The 20,360-nt window shown below is 71.1% G+C and carries 22 protein-coding genes; 10 read left to right on the forward strand and 12 right to left on the reverse strand.

Annotation, left to right across the window (positions count from 1 at the left end):
• Positions 1-52: 52 nt before the first annotated feature.
• On the reverse strand, positions 53-460 hold the full coding sequence (locus BLQ50_RS02160; RefSeq protein ID WP_093180852.1) for a DUF1622 domain-containing protein: 408 nt from the start codon (positions 458-460) through the stop codon (positions 53-55).
• 166 nt (positions 461-626) lie between these two features.
• On the opposite strand from BLQ50_RS02160, the gene BLQ50_RS02165 reads away from it, so the two are divergent.
• Positions 627-1,970, forward strand: a complete 1,344-nt coding sequence (locus tag BLQ50_RS02165) for a M18 family aminopeptidase (RefSeq protein ID WP_093180854.1) — start codon at positions 627-629, stop codon at positions 1,968-1,970.
• Entirely contained in the window at positions 1,967-2,794 is an 828-nt protein-coding gene (gene pdxY / locus BLQ50_RS02170; protein WP_217629073.1) for a pyridoxal kinase, read from the forward strand. Before BLQ50_RS02165 ends, pdxY begins: the two co-directional genes overlap by 4 nt.
• Here the strand turns inward: pdxY and BLQ50_RS02175 are convergent.
• Complete coding sequence (locus BLQ50_RS02175) at positions 2,734-3,609, reverse strand: putative protein N(5)-glutamine methyltransferase (protein ID WP_093180857.1); 876 nt, start codon at positions 3,607-3,609, stop codon at positions 2,734-2,736. The two genes, pdxY and BLQ50_RS02175, sit on opposite strands and share 61 nt — an antisense overlap.
• 159 nt (positions 3,610-3,768) lie before the next feature.
• Between BLQ50_RS02175 and BLQ50_RS02180 the strand changes: the two genes are divergently transcribed.
• Both BLQ50_RS02180 and BLQ50_RS02185 read left to right on the forward strand, forming a co-directional pair.
• Entirely contained in the window at positions 3,769-4,767 is a 999-nt protein-coding gene (locus BLQ50_RS02180) for a tetratricopeptide repeat protein (protein WP_093180859.1), read from the forward strand.
• Between the two features lie 43 nt (positions 4,768-4,810).
• Positions 4,811-5,389, forward strand: a complete 579-nt coding sequence (locus BLQ50_RS02185) for a 1-acyl-sn-glycerol-3-phosphate acyltransferase (protein ID WP_093180861.1) — start codon at positions 4,811-4,813, stop codon at positions 5,387-5,389.
• Positions 5,390-5,406: 17 nt separating this feature from the next.
• On the opposite strand, the gene BLQ50_RS02190 is transcribed toward BLQ50_RS02185, so the two are convergent.
• Complete coding sequence (locus tag BLQ50_RS02190) at positions 5,407-6,465, reverse strand: ABC transporter ATP-binding protein (protein ID WP_175558985.1); 1,059 nt, start codon at positions 6,463-6,465, stop codon at positions 5,407-5,409.
• A 53-nt stretch (positions 6,466-6,518) separates the two neighbouring features.
• Between BLQ50_RS02190 and BLQ50_RS02195 the strand changes: the two genes are divergently transcribed.
• The 3 genes from BLQ50_RS02195 to BLQ50_RS02205 all read left to right on the forward strand — a co-directional run bounded on the left by BLQ50_RS02195 (position 6,519) and on the right by BLQ50_RS02205 (position 9,017).
• On the forward strand, positions 6,519-7,190 hold the full coding sequence (locus tag BLQ50_RS02195) for an ABC transporter permease (protein ID WP_093180862.1): 672 nt from the start codon (positions 6,519-6,521) through the stop codon (positions 7,188-7,190).
• A complete protein-coding gene (locus BLQ50_RS02200; protein WP_093180864.1) occupies positions 7,187-7,873 on the forward strand; it encodes an ABC transporter permease in 687 nt (228 codons plus the stop codon). The genes BLQ50_RS02195 and BLQ50_RS02200 overlap by 4 nt, the downstream gene beginning before the upstream one ends.
• Before the next feature lie 127 nt (positions 7,874-8,000).
• Entirely contained in the window at positions 8,001-9,017 is a 1,017-nt protein-coding gene (locus tag BLQ50_RS02205; protein WP_093180865.1) for a glycine betaine ABC transporter substrate-binding protein, read from the forward strand.
• A gap of 7 nt (positions 9,018-9,024) precedes the next feature.
• On the opposite strand, the gene BLQ50_RS02210 is transcribed toward BLQ50_RS02205, so the two are convergent.
• From BLQ50_RS02210 to BLQ50_RS02240, 7 genes are all read right to left on the reverse strand, one after another.
• On the reverse strand, positions 9,025-9,648 hold the full coding sequence (locus BLQ50_RS02210; protein WP_139185687.1) for a hypothetical protein: 624 nt from the start codon (positions 9,646-9,648) through the stop codon (positions 9,025-9,027).
• Positions 9,645-10,217, reverse strand: coding sequence for a TerD family protein (locus tag BLQ50_RS02215; RefSeq protein ID WP_093180868.1), 573 nt, complete (start codon positions 10,215-10,217; stop codon positions 9,645-9,647). Before BLQ50_RS02215 ends, BLQ50_RS02210 begins: the two co-directional genes overlap by 4 nt.
• Positions 10,218-10,228: 11 nt before the next feature.
• Positions 10,229-10,681: a hypothetical protein gene (locus BLQ50_RS02220; RefSeq protein WP_093180870.1), complete on the reverse strand. Its 453-nt coding sequence runs from the start codon at positions 10,679-10,681 to the stop codon at positions 10,229-10,231.
• Positions 10,682-10,748: 67 nt separating this feature from the next.
• Positions 10,749-11,948, reverse strand: coding sequence for a toxic anion resistance protein (locus tag BLQ50_RS02225; protein WP_093180871.1), 1,200 nt, complete (start codon positions 11,946-11,948; stop codon positions 10,749-10,751).
• Between the two features lie 157 nt (positions 11,949-12,105).
• Positions 12,106-13,635: a dihydrolipoyl dehydrogenase family protein gene (locus BLQ50_RS02230; RefSeq protein ID WP_093180872.1), complete on the reverse strand. Its 1,530-nt coding sequence runs from the start codon at positions 13,633-13,635 to the stop codon at positions 12,106-12,108.
• 99 nt (positions 13,636-13,734) lie between these two features.
• Positions 13,735-14,502: a VOC family protein gene (locus BLQ50_RS02235; RefSeq protein WP_245700835.1), complete on the reverse strand. Its 768-nt coding sequence runs from the start codon at positions 14,500-14,502 to the stop codon at positions 13,735-13,737.
• A 276-nt stretch (positions 14,503-14,778) separates the two neighbouring features.
• Positions 14,779-16,344, reverse strand: coding sequence for an MFS transporter (locus BLQ50_RS02240; RefSeq protein ID WP_093180874.1), 1,566 nt, complete (start codon positions 16,342-16,344; stop codon positions 14,779-14,781).
• Between the two features lie 76 nt (positions 16,345-16,420).
• Here BLQ50_RS02240 and BLQ50_RS02245 point away from each other — a divergent pair, with 76 nt between their 5' ends.
• The 3 genes from BLQ50_RS02245 to BLQ50_RS02255 all read left to right on the forward strand — a co-directional run bounded on the left by BLQ50_RS02245 (position 16,421) and on the right by BLQ50_RS02255 (position 17,996).
• A complete protein-coding gene (locus tag BLQ50_RS02245) occupies positions 16,421-16,975 on the forward strand; it encodes a TetR/AcrR family transcriptional regulator (protein WP_245700836.1) in 555 nt (184 codons plus the stop codon).
• Positions 16,972-17,703 (forward strand): pyroglutamyl-peptidase I, encoded by a 732-nt coding sequence (locus BLQ50_RS02250; protein WP_245700837.1) that lies wholly within the window; start codon positions 16,972-16,974, stop codon positions 17,701-17,703. The genes BLQ50_RS02245 and BLQ50_RS02250 overlap by 4 nt, the downstream gene beginning before the upstream one ends.
• A 119-nt stretch (positions 17,704-17,822) precedes the next feature.
• Positions 17,823-17,996 (forward strand): CsbD family protein, encoded by a 174-nt coding sequence (locus BLQ50_RS02255; RefSeq protein ID WP_093180875.1) that lies wholly within the window; start codon positions 17,823-17,825, stop codon positions 17,994-17,996.
• A gap of 88 nt (positions 17,997-18,084) precedes the next feature.
• Here the strand turns inward: BLQ50_RS02255 and BLQ50_RS02260 are convergent, their stop codons facing one another.
• Both BLQ50_RS02260 and BLQ50_RS02265 read right to left on the reverse strand, forming a co-directional pair.
• Positions 18,085-18,600: a MarR family winged helix-turn-helix transcriptional regulator gene (locus BLQ50_RS02260; RefSeq protein WP_093180877.1), complete on the reverse strand. Its 516-nt coding sequence runs from the start codon at positions 18,598-18,600 to the stop codon at positions 18,085-18,087.
• A 112-nt stretch (positions 18,601-18,712) separates the two neighbouring features.
• The gene (locus BLQ50_RS02265) at positions 18,713-20,320 is read right to left on the reverse strand and encodes a methyl-accepting chemotaxis protein (protein ID WP_093180878.1); all 1,608 of its coding nucleotides are present in this window, start codon (positions 20,318-20,320) and stop codon (positions 18,713-18,715) included.
• Between the last annotated feature and the right edge of the window lie 40 nt (positions 20,321-20,360).

Here is a 20,360-nt window from a genome sequence, read left to right on the forward strand (position 1 = left end):
CGGACGTGCTTCGGGCAGCGCGTGCCACGCGGGCAGGCCCCAGCAGGCGGCCTCAGCGCGCGGACGCCTCCGGCTCGCCCGGCCGGCGCACCGCCGCCGCGAGCACCTCCGGCCCGGTGACCAGGGCCCGCCGCCAGGGCGCGACGCCGTCCATCTCCACCTGGAGCGAGAAGCTCAGCACGGTGCGGATGAGCACGATGAGCGCGAGGATGAGCGCCTCGGTCAGGGACGGCGTCGACGTGATCGTGCGGACCAGATCCGCCGCGACGAGCACCTCCAGGCCGAGCAGAATCACGCCGCCGAACATCTTGCGCAGCGTGCTGAAGGCGAGCGCGCCGTCCCCGGTGCGGGCCCATCGCCGGGCCGTGACGACGAGGCTCACGACGAAGCCGATCACCATGACGCTCACGCCGATGACCTCGAAGGCATCGGTGACGACCTCGAAGAATCTCGTGCTCATCGCGCTCCTCCAGGGGACGGGCCGCGGCTAGCGGCTGCCGGGCGCGGCCGGTGGTCACTGCTGCACCTGTCCCGACCCTAGCGGGGTCGAGGGTGCGTCGCCCGGGCCGCGCAACCGGCTTCGCTCGTGCGACGAGCCCCCACCCCACCCGTGATTGGATTGTCGTATGGCTCCTGCACCCGACTACATCGACGACCTCTCCCGCTACATCACCGCGAGCCCGTCCTCCTACCACGCGGCCGCGGAGGCCGCACGGATCCTCGACGCGGCGGGCTTCACCCGCCTGGACGAGGCGCAGGAGTGGACGTCCACAGTCGGCAGCCGCTACATCGTGCGCGACGGCGCGATCATCGCCTGGGTGCAGCCGGCCGCGGCAGGCCCGACGACGCCCTTCCGCATCCTGGGTGCGCACACCGACTCACCTGGCTTCAAGCTCAAGCCGCGCCCGACGATCGGCTCGCACGGCTGGCTGCAGGCCGGCGTCGAGGTCTACGGCGGGCCGCTGCTCAACTCCTGGCTGGACCGCGAGCTCGAGCTGGCCGGGCGCCTGGTCACCCGCGATGGGCGCGAGCACCTCGTGCGGACGGGCCCGTTCCTGCGGATCCCGCAGCTGGCCATCCACCTCGACCGGGACGCCAACGCCGGCCTCACCCTCGACCGCCAGCGCCACACCGCACCCGTCTTCGGTGTCGGCGACCGGTCCCAGGCCGACCTCGTGGGGCACCTCGCCGGGCTCGCGGGCCTGCGCGGGGAGGACGTCGCCGGCTACGACGTGCTCACCGCGGACACCGCCGCCCCCACCCGCTTCGGGATCGACGGAGACCTGTTCGCCGCGGGCCGGATGGACAACCTCACCTCGGTCTTCGCCGGGCTCACCGCGCTCGTCGCGACCGCTGCGTCCGTTGCGAACACGGCCGACGACGCGGCCCCTACCCCGGGCGGAGCGCCCGGAGCCGCCGCTCACATCAGCGTCCTGGCGGCCTTCGACCACGAGGAGCTGGGCTCGGAAAGCCGCTCCGGGGCGAGCGGCCCGCTGCTCGACGACGTGCTCACCCGCATCGGCGCGACCCTCGGGGCGTCCGCGGCGCACCGCCTGCAGGCCTACGCGAGCTCGTGGTGCCTGTCCGCCGACGCCGGCCACAGCGTGCACCCCAACTACTCCGAGAAGCACGACGGCGCGAACCAGCCGATCGCCGGCGGCGGCCCGCTGCTCAAGATCAACGCGAACCAGCGGTACGCGACCGACGCGCACGGCGCGGCCCTGTGGGCGGCCACCTGCGAGGCGGCCGGCGTCGCGTACCAGGAGTTCGTCTCCAACAACACGGTGCCGTGCGGATCGACCATCGGGCCGCTGACCGCCACCCGGCTGGGGATCCGCACGGTCGACGTCGGCGTGCCGCTGCTGTCCATGCACTCCGCCCGCGAGCTCGCGCACACCGGTGACCTCGTGGCGCTCGCCAGCGCGGTGACGGCATTCTTCGCGGGCGCGACCGCGGCGACCAGCCGGTGACCGCCACGATCGTCTCGATCCAGAGCCAGGTGATCTCCGGGTACGTGGGCAATGCGGCGGCCGTCCCGCAGATGCGCGCAGCCGGGTTTACCGTGGCTGCCGTGCCGACCGTCCTGTTCTCCAACCACCCCGGCTACGGGCGCTTCCGCGGCCGCGCGACCGACCCCGAGCTCGTCGCCGAGCTGCTGCTGGGCATCGAGGAGCACGGCGTCCTGGCGGACACCGCCTGCATCGTGAGCGGCTACCTCGGGTCCGAGCAGACGGGACAGGCGGTCGCGGCCTTCGTCGACCGGGCGCTCGCGGCCAACCCCGACATCACCTACGTGTGCGACCCGGTCATGGGCGACACCGGCTCCGGGGTGTTCGTCGCCCCGGGCGTGGTCGAGGTGCTGCGCAGCGAGCTCGTCTCCCGGGCCCACGTGCTCACCCCCAACCAGTTCGAGGCTGGGTTGCTCGGCCAGGAGGCCGCGCCCGACGCCACCACCCTCGCCGGGCTGCGGGCGATCGCCGACTCCCTGCTCGGTGAGCGTCAGCGCGGCGTCGTAGTCACCGGCTGCGTCCTGGCGGACACCGCGGTTGGCGTGATCGAGACCATCGTCTTCGAGAAGGACGCGACGACGCGGTTGGCCTCGGTCAAGGAGGACGGCGCCCCGAACGGCACGGGGGACACGTTCAACGGCGCGCTCACCGCGGGGCTCGCCTCCGGGCAGTCTCTCGTCGAGGCCGCCCGGGCCGCGGCCGACGTCGTCACGCGGGCGCTGCGCTACAGCGCGGCTCGCGGCTCGCGGGACCTGCTGCTGCCGCCGGAGACCACGACCGCCTGACCCACGACGACTGTGGCGTCGAGGTCCTCCGACCGCACGACTCGGGCCACCAGGCCCGCGCCCGCGACCAGCTGGCGGGTCGTCTCGGCCTGGGCGGCGCTCGTCTCGATGAGCAGGTGACCGCCGGGGGCCAGCCACCGCCGGGCGGACGCCGCCACCCGCCGCTGGATGTCGAGCCCGTCGAGTCCGCCGTCCAGGGCGACATGTGGTTCGTGGGTGCGGGCCTCCGGTGGCATGAGACCGATCGCGTCGGTGGGCACGTAGGGCGCGTTGACCGCCAGGACATCGACCCGCCCGCGCAACCCGGCGGGCAGTGCGTCGTAGAGGTCGCCCTGGTGGACGTGTCCGCCGGGTTCGACGTTCCGACGGGCGCAGCGCACCGCGTCCGGGTCGATGTCCGCGGCGTGCAGGTCGACATCCGCGACGGTGCCCGCGAAGATGGCTGCGATCGCCGCGGCGACGGCCCCGGACCCGCAGCACAGGTCCACCACGACGCTGCCCGCACGGGACAACCGGCCGGCCTCGGCTGCGAGCAGCTCGGTCCGCCGGCGCGGGACGAAGACCCCCGGCGTGACGGCGATCCGCAGGCCGCAGAACTCCGCCCAACCGAGGATGTGCTCGAGGGGGATGCCGGCCACGCGCCGAGAGACCGCTTGGAGCAGGTCGGACGGAGACTGCGCCGCATCGATGAGCAGCAGCGCCTCGTCCTCGGCGAAGACGCATCCCGCGCCGCGCAGAGTCGCGATGACCGCGGTCCTGGTCGCGACGTCGGGCGGGGTGAGGGGGGAGTGCGGGGGAGGGAGGTTCACGACCATGCGAGCACCTCTCTGTCCGCCGTGGGGGCTGGGAGCGATACCCCCATGAGCCAGTGAAACGATGAAGTCGTGGGGCCGGAAGCGACGATCTGACTCGCCGCCGGGAAATCACCCAGAAGGTGCGAAGAACGGCCCCACCGTTACCGTACAGTCGTCGCCATGGACCGGACACCTGCACCTGTTGCGCGACGACGCGCCGCCGATGAATTGTTCCAGCGCGCGATTGTGGCCTTCGCCGACGGGGACCACCTCAGCGCCGAGCGGGACTGGTCGTCGGCCCGTCAGGCATTCGCCGCACTCGAGCTCGAGGACCGTGCGGTCGACTGCACGGTCAAGCTCGGCGTGGTCTACCGCGCGGCCGAACGGTTCGACGAGGCGGAGGCCGCCTACACGCAGGCGCTCGCCTACTACTCCGCGCACGGGTTGGACAGGCTCGTCGCGAACTGCACCGCGAACCTCGGCAACGTCTTCCAGTCCACCCGGCGCTTCACCGAGGCCGAGGCGGCCTTCTCCCAGGCCCGGACGTACTTCGCCGCGCACGACCTGCACCACGAGGCCGCAACCTGCGCGGTCAACCTCGGTGACCTGTTCTGGGACGCCGAGCGAGGGGTCGACGCGCAGGTCGCCTACACCGCGGCGCTGGACTACTACCGCGCCAACAACCTGCACCGCCAGGTCGCCGACTGCCAGATGAACCTCGGCCTCGTGCTGTGGGGGACCGACCAGCTCGACGAGGCGGAAGCGGCCTACTCCCGCGCCCGCGACTTCTACCGGGCGCAGAACCTGCAGCGCGAGGTCGCCAGCGCGACCGTCAGCCTCGGCGGGATCTACGCGATGTCGCGGCGCTACGAGCGCGCCGAGGAGGCCTACGTCTCGGCGATCGGGTACTACGAGGCGCACGACGTGCGGCAGCGCGTGGCGGACTGCGCGATCGGGCTCGCCCTCGTCTTCCGGCAGACGGCGCGCCTGAGTGAGGCGGAGAACGCCTACGGCGCCGCCCGCGACCTGTACACCGAGCTTGGGCTGCGCCGTCAGGTCGCCGACTGCCTCGTCGCGCTCGCGGACATCTTCGCCGAGCTCGGCCGGGCCGAGGCGGCTGACTCCGCCTTCGCCGAGGCGCGTTCCGTCTACGCCTCGGCCGCTCGCGGTGGTTACTGATGACAGAGCGGGCGAGTCGTAGATGGATGAGGACTGATCAGGGGTGAGGCTCCGCCAACGGATCGCCCGGGGGTACTGGCGACTGAGCCGCTGGACGGTGGTCTCCGAGCCGATCGCGCGCGACGGGGCCGGCATCCTGATCGCGGCCCCGCACACGGCCTACTGGGACTTCGTGCACATGCTCGCGATCTCCGCGGAGGCCGGGATCTCGGTGAAATACCTCGCCAAGAAGGCGTTCTTCCGCCCACCCCTCGGCTGGTTCATGCGGGCCCTGGGCGGGATACCGGTGGACCGTTCTTCCCCGCAGGGGCTCGTCGAGGATCTCGTCGCCCGGGTGCGGTCGGGGGAGCGCTTCTACCTGGTGATCAGCCCGGAGGGCACCCGCAGCGCGGGCACGTACTGGAAGTCGGGCTTCTACCGGATCGCCCTGGAGACCGGCCTGCCGATCACCCTCGGGTATGTCGACCGCACGACCATGACCGCCGGTCTCGGCCCGACGTTCACACCGTCCGGGGACGTCGGCGCGGACATGGACGTCATCAGGGCGTTCTACGCCGACAAGGCCGGGCACGTCCCGGCGCGACGGACGCAGCCGCGGCTGCGCGAGGAAGACAACAGCTGACCGGGACCTCGTGCCGGTCAGCCGTCCCGGGCCGGCGTGACTACGGCTGCCTGCGCCAGAGCCGGTTCGGTCGGCGCCGTGGAGTCGGCCAACCTGCGCAGCCCGGACAGCAGACCTGATGCGTCGAGGCGGCCCACCGGACGCCCGTCGTCGGTCACGGTGATGTGGTCGGTCCGGCCCGCCGCCAGAGCCGCGAACGCCTCGTCGTAGGAGGACCCCAGCTCGACCGACGTCCTGCCCCCGGGTTCACCCGCGCGCTCGCCGACGGCGAGAACCGAGACTGGCTCGAGATCGGCTGTCGTGACTCGCCCCAGACCGAGCAGGCTGACGCTGCGACCGGCGCCGATGAACTGCTCGACCGTGGCGTTGGCCGGTCGGGTGAGCAGGCGCACCGGGTCGTCGAGCTGTTCGACGACGCCGCCGCGGCTGAACACCGCGACCCGGTCGCCCAGCCGGACGGCCTCGTCGATGTCATGGGTGACGAGCATGACCGTGGTGCCCAGGTCCTGCTGGATGCGTCGAAACTCCACCTGCAGGCGCCGCCGGCCCTCAGGGTCCACCGCGCCGAAGGGTTCGTCCATGAGCAGAACCGGCGGATCCGCGACCAAGGCACGCGCGACGCCCACGCGTTGGCGTTCACCGCCGGAGAGCTCACGCGGGTAGCGGCGACCGTAGACCGCGGGGTCCAGGCCGACGACCTCGAGGAGCTCGCCCACCCGCCGACGGGTGCGCGCGCGGTCCCAGCCGAGCAGCCCGGGGACCGTCGCGACGTTCTGGGAGACGGTGCGGTGGGGGAACAGGCCGACGTCCTGGATGACGTAGCCGATGCGTCTGCGCAGGGCGACCGGGTCGCCGTCGGCCACGTCCTCGCCCTCGAGCAGCACCCGGCCCGACGTCGGCTCGACGAGACGGTTGACCATCCGCAGCGTCGTGGACTTGCCGCATCCAGAGGGTCCCACGAGGGCCAGCAGCTCGTGGGGGAGCACGTCGAGATCCAGACGCTCCACCGCAGTCGAGCCGCCCGGGAACGTCTTGCTCACGCCCTCGAAGCGGATGAGCGGGTCGGGAGACATCATGGGTCGACACTACTGTCGGGCGGCGGGTGGTGCGCGAGGGTAGTCTCGCGCAGATGAGTCCCGAGGCCGCTGCCAACCCCTGGCTCTCGTGGTCCTACGTCCAGGACAACGCCCCGGAGATCCTGGGCTACCTGGGCCAGCACGCGGGCCTCACACTCCAGGCGATCGTCATCGCCGTCGTCGTCGCCGTCCCGCTCGCGGCCCTCGCGCACACCTGGCCGCGACTCGCCGGGCCGATCGTGGGAACCACGGGCGTGCTCTACACGATCCCCTCGCTCGCGCTGTTCGCGGTCGTGTACCCCTTCTTGCGTGACCGCCGGGCGACCGTCCTGCTCGGCCTGGTCCTCTACGCGCTCCTGCTGCTCGTACGCAACACCCTGGTGGGCCTGGCGACGGTCGACCCGGCCGTGCGTGATGCCGCCCGCGGGCTCGGGTACGGGCGCTGGCGGCTGCTGTTCCTGGTCGAGCTGCCCAACGCCCTGCCGAGCGTCATGACCGGGCTGCGGCTGGCGGCAGTGAGCACGGTCGCGCTCGTCACGGTCGGGGTGGTCATCGGCTACGGGGGCCTCGGGCAGCTGATGTTCCGCGGGTTCTCGAGCGGGTACCGGGCTCAGATCATGACCGCGACGCTGTTGTGCCTGGCCTTGGCGCTGGTCATCGACCTGCTGCTCTATCTCCTGGGGAGGGCGCTCACGCCCTGGGCGCGCTCGGCCGGTTCCCGATGAACCAGATCCAGGCCGCGTTCGTCTGGCTCAACGACCCGATCAACTGGTCGGGCCCGAACGGCATCCTCGCGCTGACCGGTGAGCACCTGCTCATGACGGCCCTCGCGGTGCTCCTGGCAGCGGTCGTGGCGCTCCCGGTGGGCATCGTGCTCGGCCACGTCCCGGGTGCCGAGCGGGCAGCGAGCATCACGGTCGTGCTGACCAACGTGAGCCGCGCCCTGCCGACCCTCGCGCTGCTGACGATCTTCGCCTCGACGGCGATCGGCTTCGGCAACCGTCCCACGATCCTGGCCGCGGCGATCTTCGCGCTGCCGGTCATCCTCGCCAACACCTACGCGGGCCTGCGCGGGGTCGACGCCGACGTGCGTGATGCGGCCCGGGGAATGGGGCTCTCCGGCTGGCGGGTGCTCGGCCAGGTGGAGCTCCCGCTCGCGCTCCCGCTCATCACGGCCGGCCTGCGCACCGCGACCGTCCAGGTCATCGCGACCATCCCCCTCGCGGCTCTCGTGGGCGGCGGTGGCCTGGGGACGATCATCGTCGCGGGCTTCGGCACCCAGCGATACGGTCAGGTGCTCGCGGGAGGTGTTCTCGTCGCGGCGCTCTGCCTCGCCGTCGAGGGGGTCCTCGCGCTCGCCCAGCGGCTGCTGACCCCCGCTCCCGTGCTGGCGCTGCAACGCTCCTGACGGCCGTCAGCGCAGGTGGCATCCGCGCTGCGGATGACACAGGCTCGACGTAGTCTTCTTGTTTGTCGCCGGTCGGGTGGGGCCCACCGGACGAGCCTGATGACCCCATCGATCCTGAGGAGCTCAAATGCAGCTACGGACCACCACCCGCGCCCGGGTCGCCCTCGCAGCGGGCTTCCTCGTCCTGGTGGCAGCCTGCGGGTCCCCGGGCTCGTCGGGGGGCTCAACCACCGCGGCAACCACCACGTCGGACGCCGCGGCGCCCGCCACCTGCGAGGCAGTCCCCGGAGACACCTTCGTCGCGCTCGCGGACGACCAGCACCTGCAGAACCCGGACAACGTCGTGCCTGCCCTCAACGCAGCAGCGGCCGCGGGCGACACCGACCTCGTCCCCGTGCTCGACTCGGTCTCTGCCGTGCTCGACACCCCAGCACTGGTCAACCTCAACAAGGCCGTCAGCGTGGACCGCCAGCCGCCGGCGCAGGCTGCCGCCGACTTCGCCGCAGCCCAGGGCATCAACTCCCAGGACCCGGTCGGCAAGGGCCGCAAGGTGGTCGTCGGTGCGCCGAACTTCGACGAGGGGAGGGTTCTGGCCAACCTCTACGCGACGGTCCTGACCGCCGCCGGCTACGACGTGAGCATCCAGGACATCGGCAACCGGGAGCTCTACCTCACGGACCTGGAGTCCGGAGCCCTCACCGTCGTCCCGGAGTACGTCAGCACGCTCACCGAGTTCCTCAACACCGCCGTCAACGGCGAGGGCGCCACACCGCTCGCCTCGAGCGATCTCGACGCCACCGTCGCCCAGCTCACGACCCTGGGAAAGGCGGTCGGGCTGGCCTTCGCCGCACCGGCAAAGGCCCAGGACCAGAACGCCTACGCCGTCACCTCCGGCTTCGCGCAGGAGCACAAGGTAGCGACGCTGTCCGAGCTCGCCGCGGCCTGCGGCGGGATCGTGCTCGGCGGTCCGCCCGAGTGCCCTGAGCGGCCGTTCTGCCAGATCGGCCTGGAGCAGACCTACGGGATCGACATCGCGAGCTTCGTCTCCCTCGACGCCGGAGGGAACCTCACCAAGCAGGCGCTCGCTCAGGGCACGATCACGCTCGGGATGATCCTCTCGAGCGACCCCTCGCTCGCTGGATGATCCTGGCTCAGAATCCGTAGGCTGCGCGGACCTCGCTGACGTCGGCGTAGTCGTCGGCGTCGTAGCGCAGGAACAGCTCGCCCTCGAGCTGGTAGACGGCGAGGACGCTCATGGGGTGGTCGCAGCGGACCACGGTGCCGTCGAGGAGGACGACCGAGACGGTCGTCGCCCCGGGGAACCAGAAGACCACCCGACGCAGCGCCTGGGCGTGACGCAGGCCCAGCACGAACCCGGGCGTCTTGTCGGGGGAGACCAGCGGGCGGCGCCCGGCGTCGAGCGGCACCCGGTCCAGTGATCCCTGCCGGTTGTCGTCCAGCTCCCACAGCACGTCGCACCCGGCTGCGTCACCGTCGACGACGACCTGGAGGGACCCGACGGCGGACTGCAGCCGGGTGAGGGCCAGCATCGGGTGCGCGGCGTCGAGGTGCCCGGCGGCCTGGACCCGAGGTACACCGTAGGACGCCGCCGCGTCCCGCGGCGCAGGCTCGTGGGCGGCCGCCGCCGGGTTGAGCGACAGCTTCGTCGCCGCCGGCACATTCGCGGCCACGGGCCGCCGCGGCGGGCGGCGGCGCAAGAACCCGTCCACGACCGTGCTGCGCCCGCCCGGGGCGGGGGACAGAGGGTGGCTCACAAGGTGAACCCATAGTTCTTCGCGACGTCGCGCACCCCACCCGCGTAGCCCTGCCCGACGGCGCGGAACTTCCACTCGTTGCCGCGCCGGTACAGCTCGGCTGCGACGACGGCGCTCGTGGAGCCTACGTCCTTCGTCTCGATCTCGTAGCGCAGCGCCTCGGCGCCGCTGCGGTCCAGGACCCGCACGACGGCGTCGCGCACACCGTCGAAGGTGCCGGGGGTGCGCAGGTCGGGGTTGACGTAGAGGACAAGCGCGATGCTCATGACGTTTGACGGGATCTTCGCGAGCGACACGTCGATCTGTTCTAGGTCGCCGCCCGGCAGCGAGCCGTCGGGGTCGTAGGCGACCTCCTCGTCGGGGCTGAGCATCTGGTTGAAGAACACCACATGCTCGCCCGAGACGGCCTTGCCGTCTTGGCCGCAGACGATCGCGCAGGCGACCACCTCGGTGGCCGGGCCGTTGCTCTGGACGACGGTCCAGGAGAAGCCCACAGTGACGTTGGAGACTGCCGGGAGGAGGTTGGTGACCGAGGCGTTGGCGCCCCTGATGAGTGTGACTGGAGACATGTGTGCTTCGCTCACCCAAACTTCTCGCGTAGGAAACGACCGTTGATCTCAAGCTGTGCGCTGTCGTGAGCGTAGACCGCCCGGGCCATCGAGTGCGCTCGGTCGAGGAGCAGCTGGAGCTGGCTGACCAGCTGCGCGTCCTTGACCTCCGGCGCGGCCCGGGAGGCGAGGTAGGCGTTGACCGTGGACGGGATGTAGTCCTTGAGCATGAACTCGATCGCGATCTGCTCGTCGACCGTGGGGGGTGCGACGGTCGTGTGCTCGAGCAGGTCGGCCAGGAGGTCGAGCATGGCGAAGAGCTGGATCGACGCCTTGACCGGCAGGTGCCCCCCGCTCTGGCGGGTCGAGCCCAGCAGTGCCCGGGCCCGGGCACCCATGTCCTCGTGAAACGACCGCTCCGGCACGGGCGGCGCAGGGGAGACCGGGGCTGCGGGCGCCTTGGAGCGTCCGAAGAGCCAGCTCATGGTCTCCCCTTCTTGTCAGTGGTGTGCGCCGTGGTGTACTCGCTCGTGTGCTCTGCGTGGAGCAGGGTCAGGACGTGATCTCGTTGCGGGACTGGGCCCGCTCGAGGTACGGCTGGGCCCGCTCGATCTGGCCCTGCAGCGAGGTGATCGTCGTGGCCATGGACGTGGCGGCCTCGGCGCGGAACGTGTCGATCGCGTCCATCGTGGTGAAGACGTCCTGGAAGGCCTTCTCGAGCTTTTCGATGTCGATGGTCGAGGCGGCCGCCTGGCGGTGGATGTCGGCGGACTGCGTCTTGAGCATCTCGGCGTTGGAGGCGATGAGGTCGCTCGTGGTCTTGTTCAGCGCGGTGATCTGGTCGAGCACCAGGCGTTGGTTGGTGAGCGCCTGCGCGACGATCACGGCGGTGCGCAGCGCGGACAGCGTCGTGGTGCGGGCGCGGTCGACGCCCTTGATGAGCTCGACGTTGTTGGCCCGGACCATGTCCATTGCGAGGTAGCCCTGGGCCGAGACGGCCAGCTGGGTGAGGATGTCCTCGTGGCGCTGGCGGACGGCGAAGAGCACGTCCGCGCGCATGGCCTTGGCCTTCTCCGGGGAGGTGGCCTCGATCTCGGTGACCTTGGCCTCGACCGCGCGGTCGAGGTTGGAGAGCAGGATCGCGTACTCCGACAGGGTTCCCATGGTGGTCCACAGGTTGACCTTCTCCTGCTCGATGCTTGCGTTGTCCTTGCGCAGCTCGTCCTGGCCGGCCTCGAGGGCGCGGGTGATCGAGTCGAGCTGGGACTGGGCGGACTTGTACTTCTCGAAGTACCGGGCGATCTTGGACCCGCCCGGGATGAAGCCGAGGATCTTGCGGGCACCGGTGAGGTCCGCGCGGTTGGGGGTGAGGTCCTCGACCTGGAAGCGCAGGTCAGTGAGGGTCTTGGCGACCCGCGCTTGGGCGTCCCCGCCGTCACCGTTGCCCTTGGCTGCGGCCAGCGCGGAGGCAGGGCGCTCGAGCATGCGGTTGGAGGCGTTCGCGGCTGAGGAGATCTCCTCGCGGCCGAGGTTGGTGATCTCGGTGACCTTGGCCTGCAGCTCGGGGCTGTTGGGGGTCAGCGTCGCGAGCTCGGCCGCGAAGGCTGCAGCGGTCGCGGTGAGCTCCTGCTTGCGGGAGTCCTCGACCGGGAGCATCCCTTCGACCTGGGTCGGCTGCACGACGGCGACCGGGGCGGGGGCCTGGAGGACGAGGGAGGCGCCAGGAGGCGTCAGGGACACGCTGTCGGTCATCGGGCTCTCACTTCTTCACGTGGTGAGTGGCGCCAGCCGGCAACGGGTGCGGACGTGCAGCCGGGTGGCATCGGATTCCGTTTCAATCCGCGATTGTACCGTTCTTGCTCGACGCCTGGTGGGACGTGGCGGCGGCTGCCGCCGGTGCGCGCAAGGTCTAGAGTCCGGCCTCCTCGAGGAGACGCAGCCACACCTCCGAGACGGTCGGGTATGCGGGGACCGCGTGCCAGAGCCGGTCGAGGGGCACCTCGCCGACGACGGCGATCGTCGCCGCATGCAGCAGCTCCGCAGCGTCGGGGCCTACGAAGGTCGCTCCGACGATGACCCGGGTGTCGGTCGTGACGATGAGCTGGGCGGTCCCGGCGTAGTCGTCCGAGACGAGCGAGGCGCCAGCGACCGAGGCGAGGTCGTACCGGATCGTGCGGATGGCGAGACCGGCGTCGCGGGCCTGCTGCTCGGTGAGACCGACGCTGGACACCTCGGGCCGGGTGAAGACGACCTGGGGGACGGCGCGGTGGTCGGCGCTCGCTCGGAACTGGCTCCACCGCGCGGCGGATCGTTCACGGGTGCGCGCGTCGGGCGCGTCTGGACCACCGGGACCGGGCCCCCGGGCCCCCTCGGGGCCGAAACGCGCGGCGACGACGTCTCCGGCGACGCGGCCCTCGTACTTGCCCTGGTGGGTCGTCGCCGCCCGGCCGGTCACGTCGCCGGCGGCGAAGAGCCAGCCGGTCCCGGCGCCGTCCGGCTCGACGAGGACCTCCATGGCGTCGTCGACCGCGAGCGGTTTCTCGGGGTCCAGGCCGACGGCGTCGAGGCCGATGTCGGTCGTCGCCGGGCGGCGCCCGGTTGCGACCAGGACCTTCTCGACCACGACGGTGGAGCCGTCGGAGAGGTGCAGGCGGGTAGCGGTTCTCGTGCCGGTCTCGCCGGTCGCGGTGGCCCGGGTGACCTCGGTGCCCAGGCGGATGTCGACGCCGAGGTCGGTGAGCGCGGCTGCGACCGCCTCACCGGCGAAGGGTTCAGAGCTCGTCAGCAGCCGGTCTCCTCGCGCCACGACGGTGACGCGAGTCCCGAGGTCGGTCAGTGCGGTGGCCATCTCGACCGCGACGACCCCGCCGCCGACGATGGCGAGGGAGGCCGGGACGTCGGTGACGGAGGTCGCCTCTCGGCTGGTCCACACCTCGCTGGGGTCCAGGCCGTCGATGGCAGGGACCACCGGAGTGCTGCCGGTTGCGAGGATGACCGCGTGCCGGGCGGTCACCGTCGTGGTGAGGGGGGATCCGTCCCCGTCGGCGGGGGCCGTGACGGTCATCGTCCGCGGTCCGGTGAAGCGGGCGCGTCCGCGGATCAGCGTGATGCCGGCGCCCTCGAGCCAGGACACCTGGCTGTCGTCGTGCCAGTGCGAGGTGAACGTGTCGCGCCGGGCGAGGACCGGGGCCGGGTCGAGCTCGCCGGTGAGCATCTCGGCCACGCCGGGCACCCCGCGGGCCGCCGCCAGCGCGGCCCCCGGGCGCAGCAGCGCCTTCGAGGGCATGCAGGCCCAGTACGAGCACTCCCCGCCGACCAGCGCGTCCTCGACGACGGCGACGCTCAACCCGGTGCGTCCGGCGCGTTCGGCGGTGTTTTCACCCACCGCGCCTGCCCCGATGACGACGACGTCGAAGGTCTGGTCGGTCGATGCGCTCATGGTGTTCCTCGTGTTCTTTCGAGTGTCTTGCGGTCCGACCTCCATCGTCGTTCCCCGGACGCGACGGCGCAGCCCGAGATCCTGTGCGGGAGCGGCGCGTCAGGACGGCACGGCCTTGAGCTTGAACTGGGCTCCGGTGGGGTCTGCTGCGGTGGCCAGCTGCCCGTAGGGGGTGTCGGCGACGTCCTGGACGACGCTCCCGCCGAGCGCGGTGACCTGGGCGAGGGTGGCGGCGACGTCACGCGAGCCGAAGTAGACCTCCCAGGTGGAGGAGGCGCCGTCGGGCAGCCAGGAGGAGGCATCCACGATGCCCGCGCGCTGCACGCCGTCGGCAATCTGGACGGTGTAGCGAAGCTCGTCGGAGTCGACCGTGACCTCGGTGTCCCAGCCGAAGGCCGAGCGGTAGAAGTCGACCGCCGCGGTGTAGCCGGTCGTGTACAGCTCGTGCCAGATCGCGGTGCCGTGCTCCTCGAGCGCGGAGTATCCCGTGTGCTCGGCCGGCTGCCAGGCGCCGATCACGGCTCCGGTCGGGTCGGCGTAGACGGCCATCGTGCCCTGGGCGCCGACCTGCATCGGCTCGACGAGAACGCGGCCGCCCGCGACCTGGACGGCGGAGGTGGTCGCGCCGGCGTCGGCCACGGCTAGGTAGGTTGACCAGCCGTCGGGGTAGCCAGAACCTGGTTCGTTCGCCATCATCCCGGCGACCCGCCGGTCGCCCTTGGAGCAGTTGACATAGCCGCCGTACTCGGGACCGGCGGCAACCGCCGTCCAGCCGAAGAGCTGACCGTAGAAGTCGGTCGCGCGGGCCAGGTCGGAGGTGGCCAGGTCGATCCAGCAGGGTGCACCGAAGGGCACGGAGTCGGTCACGGGTATCTCCTCTGACATTCTCTGGGTGCGCTCGCCGACGTTGGGTCCGACGACCGCCCGCGACGCAGACGGCGTCGCTCCAACGAGCCTAGGTCCGCGCCGAGCGTGCGTCTCGGGGAGCCGGTACAGGGCGCCGAGGTGAGGTCATCACGCGAATCACGGACTCCGATGCAATCGGTCAGATACGACCTCTTAAAAGACTTAAGAAGTCATAGATGACTGCTCACGAGCTCGCGGACAGTTCCACCCCGGCGAACAGGCTCAGTGGCTGGTCTCTCAGGCGCTCGGCCCCGCGACCGTCGTCCCGCGCGTGCGTGAGCGCAGCGCGAGCCCGACGCCGAGCGAGGCGGCGACCATGAGCACCAGGCCGATGGCCGACGTCGCGACCATGCCCTGGGAGAAGGCGTCGCGCGCGGCGTCGACCAGCGGGGCGGCGACGTTGCTCGGGAGCGATTCTGCCGCGTGCACTGCGCCGCCGAGGGTTTGCTGGGCCGCCTCGGTCGTGGCGGCGTCGAGCCCGGCCGGGAGCTCGAGCCGGGTGCGGTAGAAGACCGCGAGCACGCTGCCGAGGATCGCCACCCCGAGGGAGGCGCCGAGCTCGTAGGCCGTCTCAGAGATGCCCGACGCTGCCCCGGCGCGCTCGGGTGGCACAGAGGCGAGGATCGCGTCGTTGGTGAGCGTCTCGGCCAGGCCTGCGCCGCCGCCCACGAGCACAAAGAGCGCCACGATCACCCCGACCGAGGAGGACCCGGTGATGGTCATACCGAGCGCATAGCCACCGGCCGCCATGGCCAGTCCGGTCGGCACGAGCACCCACATGGGAGCGACCTTGGCCAGGGCAACGGCGGCGAGGCCCATGACGACTGCGGCCAGGGCGCCGGGCAGCAGGTACCAGCCGGCGGTCATCGGGGACAGGCCGAGGACCAGCTGGAGGAACTGGGAGACGAAGAACACGAGGCCGGAGAAGGCGAAGACGGCCATAAAGTTGGCGGTGACCGACGCCGAGAACACCCGGTTGCGGAACAGCCGGACGTCGAGCAGGGGGTCGGTCCGCCCGAACTGGCGCCGGACGAAGACGATCCCGAGGATCACGCCGGTGCCCAGCGCGGTGATCGCGAGCGGCGTGGCCCCGTGCGTGGCGAAGGTCTTGATCCCGAAGACGAAGGGCAGCATCGTGGCGATAGACAGGCCGACGCTGGGCAGGTCGAGGCGTGCCGCGAGCGGGTTGCGCGACTCGGGGATGAGGAACGGGGCGGCCACGAGCAACGTGATCAGCACCGGGACGTTGAGCAGGAACACAGAGCCCCACCAGAAGTGCTCGAGCAGCCAGCCGCCGACGATCGGGCCAAGGGCCGCACCGGCGGAGAAGCCGGAGGCCCAGACAGCGATCGCGAGTCGGCGCTGGTTGTCGTCGATGAAGAGGTTGCGCAGCAGCGACAGCGTCGAAGGCATGAGCATCGCGCCGAAGATGCCGAGCAGGGCGCGCGCCGCGATGAGGTGGGACGCGTCCGAGGCGAAGGCCGCGTAGATGCTCACCACGCCGAAGCCGGCGGCGCCGAGCAGCAGCAGACGGCGGCGCCCGACCCGGTCGCCGAGGGTGCCCATCGTCACGAGCAGGCCCGCGAGCATGAGCGGGTAGATGTCCACGATCCACAGCAGCTGGGTCGCGCTCGGTGAGAGCGCGAGGCTGAGCTGAGGGACGGCGAAGGACAAGACCGTGTTGTCGATGCTGACCAGCAGCACCGGAAGCATGAGCGCGGCGAGCGCGAGCCAGGCGCGCTTGCCCGCGCGGGCTGGGGCGGGCGTCGCAACGGCGGTGGTGATGGACTGGGGGTCGGACATGGCTTCGCCTCCTTCGTGGTTGATCGACAGCCACTACTGTACCGGCTGGACGGTACAGGTGTCATAGGATGACACCGTGTCCTCCATCACCAGGCCCTCGCCCGCCCGCCCTTCGGCCACCCGCGACCTGATCCTCGACGCCCTCGAGACGCTCCTCCTGGAAGGCGGCTCCTCAGCAGCCACCCTTGAGGCGGTCGCCACCCGCGCGGGTGTGTCCAAGGGCGGTCTGCTCTACCACTTCGGCTCGAAGGAGGCCCTCTACGAGGGCTTCCTCGCGCGCCTGCGCACGAGCGCCGCCCAGGAAGCCGCGCGCACCAGGAACGCCTCGCAGGGTCTGATCGCCGCGTACCTCGATGTGTCCACGGTGCCCGACGACCCGGGCACCCGGTCGGTCCTGGCTGCGCTGCGCCTCGTCGGCGTGCAGGAGGTCGACGTCGAGGCCGCCCTAGCCGACACCTTCGAGTCCTGGTACGCCGTCATCGCCCAGGAGATCGCCGACCCGACCCTGGCCCGCCTCGTCCAGCTCGTCGGTGACGGCCTCTACCTGCACGCACTCATCGGCTCCGCCCGTCCCGAGGCCGACCAGCTGGTCATCGCCCGGATCATCGAGCTCGTGGCGGAGTCTCGATGAGCACCGTTCCAATGAGGACCGTCTCGATGAGCACCGTCCTGCTGACCGGCTTCGAGCCCTTCGCCGGGGAGACCACGAACCCGTCCTGGCTGGCCGTGCAGCGCGCGCAGGAGCTGTGGGAGGGGCCGGAGGCTCTTGACGTCCTCGAGCTGCCCGTCGAGTTCGGCCGCGCCGCCGAGGTGCTGAACGAGGCGATCGAGCGGCTGCGCCCCGAGCTCGTGATCGCCGTCGGGCAGGCGGGAGGGAGGGCGACGCTCGCGCTCGAGCGGGTCGCGATCAACGTCGACGACGCGCGGATCCCCGACAACGCCGGTGCCTCGCCGGTGGACGCGGCCATCGTGGTCGGCGGGCCCGCCGCGTATTTCGCGACGCTGCCCATCAAGGCCGCGCTCGCGGCATTGACGCGGGAGGGAATCCCGGCCGTCGTGTCGCAGACCGCCGGGACGTTCGTGTGCAACCACGTGTTCTACGCGCTCATGCACGCGCTCGCGGGCGCCGCTGGGGACGAGATGGCGGCGGGAGAGCCCGCGGAGGGTGTGCCGGGCCGCGATCATCGCCGCGGCCCGCGGGGAGGATTTGTGCATGTCCCCTACGCCCCGGAGCAGGCGGCCGGGACGTCCCATCCGTCGATGACGGTCGAGACCATGGCGACGGGGCTCGTGTCGATCGTGCGCACGAGCCTGACGACGACGACGGACATGGCGCTCGCGGCGGGCGCGACCCACTAGTCGAATGCCACCGCGCCGTCTGCGTCGCCCCAGATGCGCCCTCGTGCCTGCCGACGTACGGTCGAAAAGACCCGCGCGATGACGCGCGCGGCACCCCGAACCGAGCACAAGGAGGATCCATGGGCATCGGAGACAAGATCAAGCATGTGGCCGAGGACGTCAAGGGCAAGGCCGAAGAGGTGACCGGCAAGGTCACCGGCAACGACAAGCTGGAGGCCGAAGGCAAGGTCGACCAGAGCAAGGCCTCCATCAAGCAGGCCGGCGAGAACGTCAAAGACGCCGTCAAGGAGTAAGGCTGTCGGCGCCCGTAGCGTCGACAACAACGACACGAGCCCGCCCCGATTCTCGGGCGGGCTCGTGGTGCGTGCGGGTGCCGGGTACTCAGCCCCGCGGCGCGTTGATCGAGATGTCGCACTCCCCGCTCGGGTCGATCTGGGTGCGGATGGTCGACGACGCGTCCCGTAGGCCCCGCGACTGGTCCGGGCTGAGGGCGTCGAAGACGAGGCGGCGGACCTGGGCGACGTGGCCCGGGGCGGCGTCGACGATCTTGGCCATCCCGGCATCCGTGAGGATCGCGTTCGTGTGGCGGCGGTCGTGCGGGCTCGGCTCGCGGGTGACGAAGCCCTGCTTCTCGAGGCGCTTGACGACGTGGGACAGGCGGGAGAGGGAACCGCTCGTGAGTCGGGCGAGGTGACCCATGCCCAGGGTCCGGTCCGGCTGCTCGGAGAGCATCGCCAGGACCATGTACTCGTAGAAGCTGATCCCTGCGTCGCGCTGGAGCTGGGCGTCGAGGGCCGAGGGCATCCGGATCATGATCTCGGAGAACTGCAGCCAGGTCTCGTTCTCCTCAGCGCTGAGCCACTGAGGGGTGTCCGGGAGGGAGGGTTCGGCGCTCATGCCCCCATTCTAGAGCAAATGTTTGATGATTCAAATGTTTAGCCTCGGGCGGGCACGCTGAGCAACCGCACTCGCTCGTCTTCCCGCTCGGCCGCCACGGCGAGGCGACCCGTCAGTAGGTGAAGGCCGCCACGGACGCTCGTAGCTCGGTTGCCATCTGCGAGAGCTCGCTGACAGCGGACGAGCTCTGGGTCAATGCCTCCGTCGTGGAGCTGGCCGCAGCCGAGACGCCCGTGATGGTGGAAGCGATCTGATCGGCGCCGACTGCCGCCTCGGCGACGTTGCGGCTCATCTCGTTGGTCGTGGTGGTCTGTTCCTCGACCGCGGAGGCGATGGTGAGCTGGTAGTCGTTGATCGAGGTGACGACGCTCGAGATGTGCCCGATCGCCCCGATCGCGCCGGCGGTGTCCGACTGGATGGTCTCGACGAGGCGAGCGATGCTCTCGGTCGCGCGGGCGGTCTCCTGGGCGAGCTCCTTCACCTCCGATGCGACGACCGCGAAACCCTTGCCCGCCTCTCCGGCGCGGGCCGCCTCGATCGTCGCGTTGAGGGCGAGCAGGTTGGTCTGCCCGGCGATCGTGGTGATGACCTTGACGACGTTCCCGATCTCCTGGCTGGAGGTGCCGAGCTTGGCGACGGACCTGGTCGCCTCTCCGGCCACGGTGACGGCCTCGGACGCGACCCGGGCGGCCTCGTTCGCGGAGCGCGAGATCTCACGGATCGAGGCCCCCATCTCTTCGGCGCCCGCGGCGACCGTCTGCACGTTGCCCGAGACCTGCATCGCTGCGGCGGACACCACCCCCGCCTGGGCGGCGGTCTCCTCCGCACCCGCGGCGATCTGACTCGAGCTGGCGGACAGCTCCTCCGATGCCGCGGCGACGGCGTCGGAGGACTGCGCGACCGAGCCCATGACCGAGCGGAACTGCACCAGCGCGTGGTCCAGCGCGGCTCCCATGCGTCCGATCTCGTCGCGGGAGGTCAGCCCGGTCGTATGGGTGAGGTCGCCCTCCGCCATGTGCTCGACGACGGTCTGCACCTTGGCGGTGCTGCCCGCCACGCCCTGGGCGACGAACCAGCCCAGGGTCACGGCGAGCAGCGCGCCGGCCACGAGGATCGCCAGCGCCTGAGTCCGCTGGTCGCCGTAGGCCGCGAGGGAGGCCTCGGCGGCCACCTTGCCCTGGGCGGCCTCCGTGTCCTTGATGAGGGCGATGAGCTCGGTCATCTTCGTCGTCAGGGGGTTGCCCCGCTCGGCGTTCGCGATCAACCACGCCGTGCTGTCGTTCGCCAGGGCAAGGGCGGCCATGTCCGTGCGCTGGAGTGTGAGGTACTGGTCGATCGCGGCGTGCAGCCCGGCGAGGGCCTGCTCACGGGCGTCGTCGAGCGGTGTGGTGGCGTAGCTGGCCGCGGCCTCGTCGAAGGACGCCTCCGCATCGTCCAGCGCGTCGATCTTCGCCTGGGTGGCAGCTTTGTCCTCCGCGAGGACCGCGTCGCGGACGTCGATCCGCATCGTGTCGATCGCGATCTCCATGTCGGCCGCGTGCAGCACGCCCAGGACGTTGTTGGTATAGATCGTCGTCGACGTGTCCGCCGACGACGCGAGGGCCTGGAGGCCGAGGACGCCGACCAGGACCGCGACGAGCGTCGCGACGGTGACCGCGGCAAGGACCTTGATGCGGACGCTGAGGTCCTGGAACCGGGACAGACGGGCGCGTGCGCGCATGGGAACTCCGATATGAGGGCCGAGCGGAGGGGCCTGATGG

Origin of the sequence: Sanguibacter gelidistatuariae, from assembly GCF_900096585.1 — a bacterium.
Taxonomy (GTDB): Bacteria; Actinomycetota; Actinomycetes; order Actinomycetales; family Cellulomonadaceae; genus Sanguibacter; species Sanguibacter gelidistatuariae.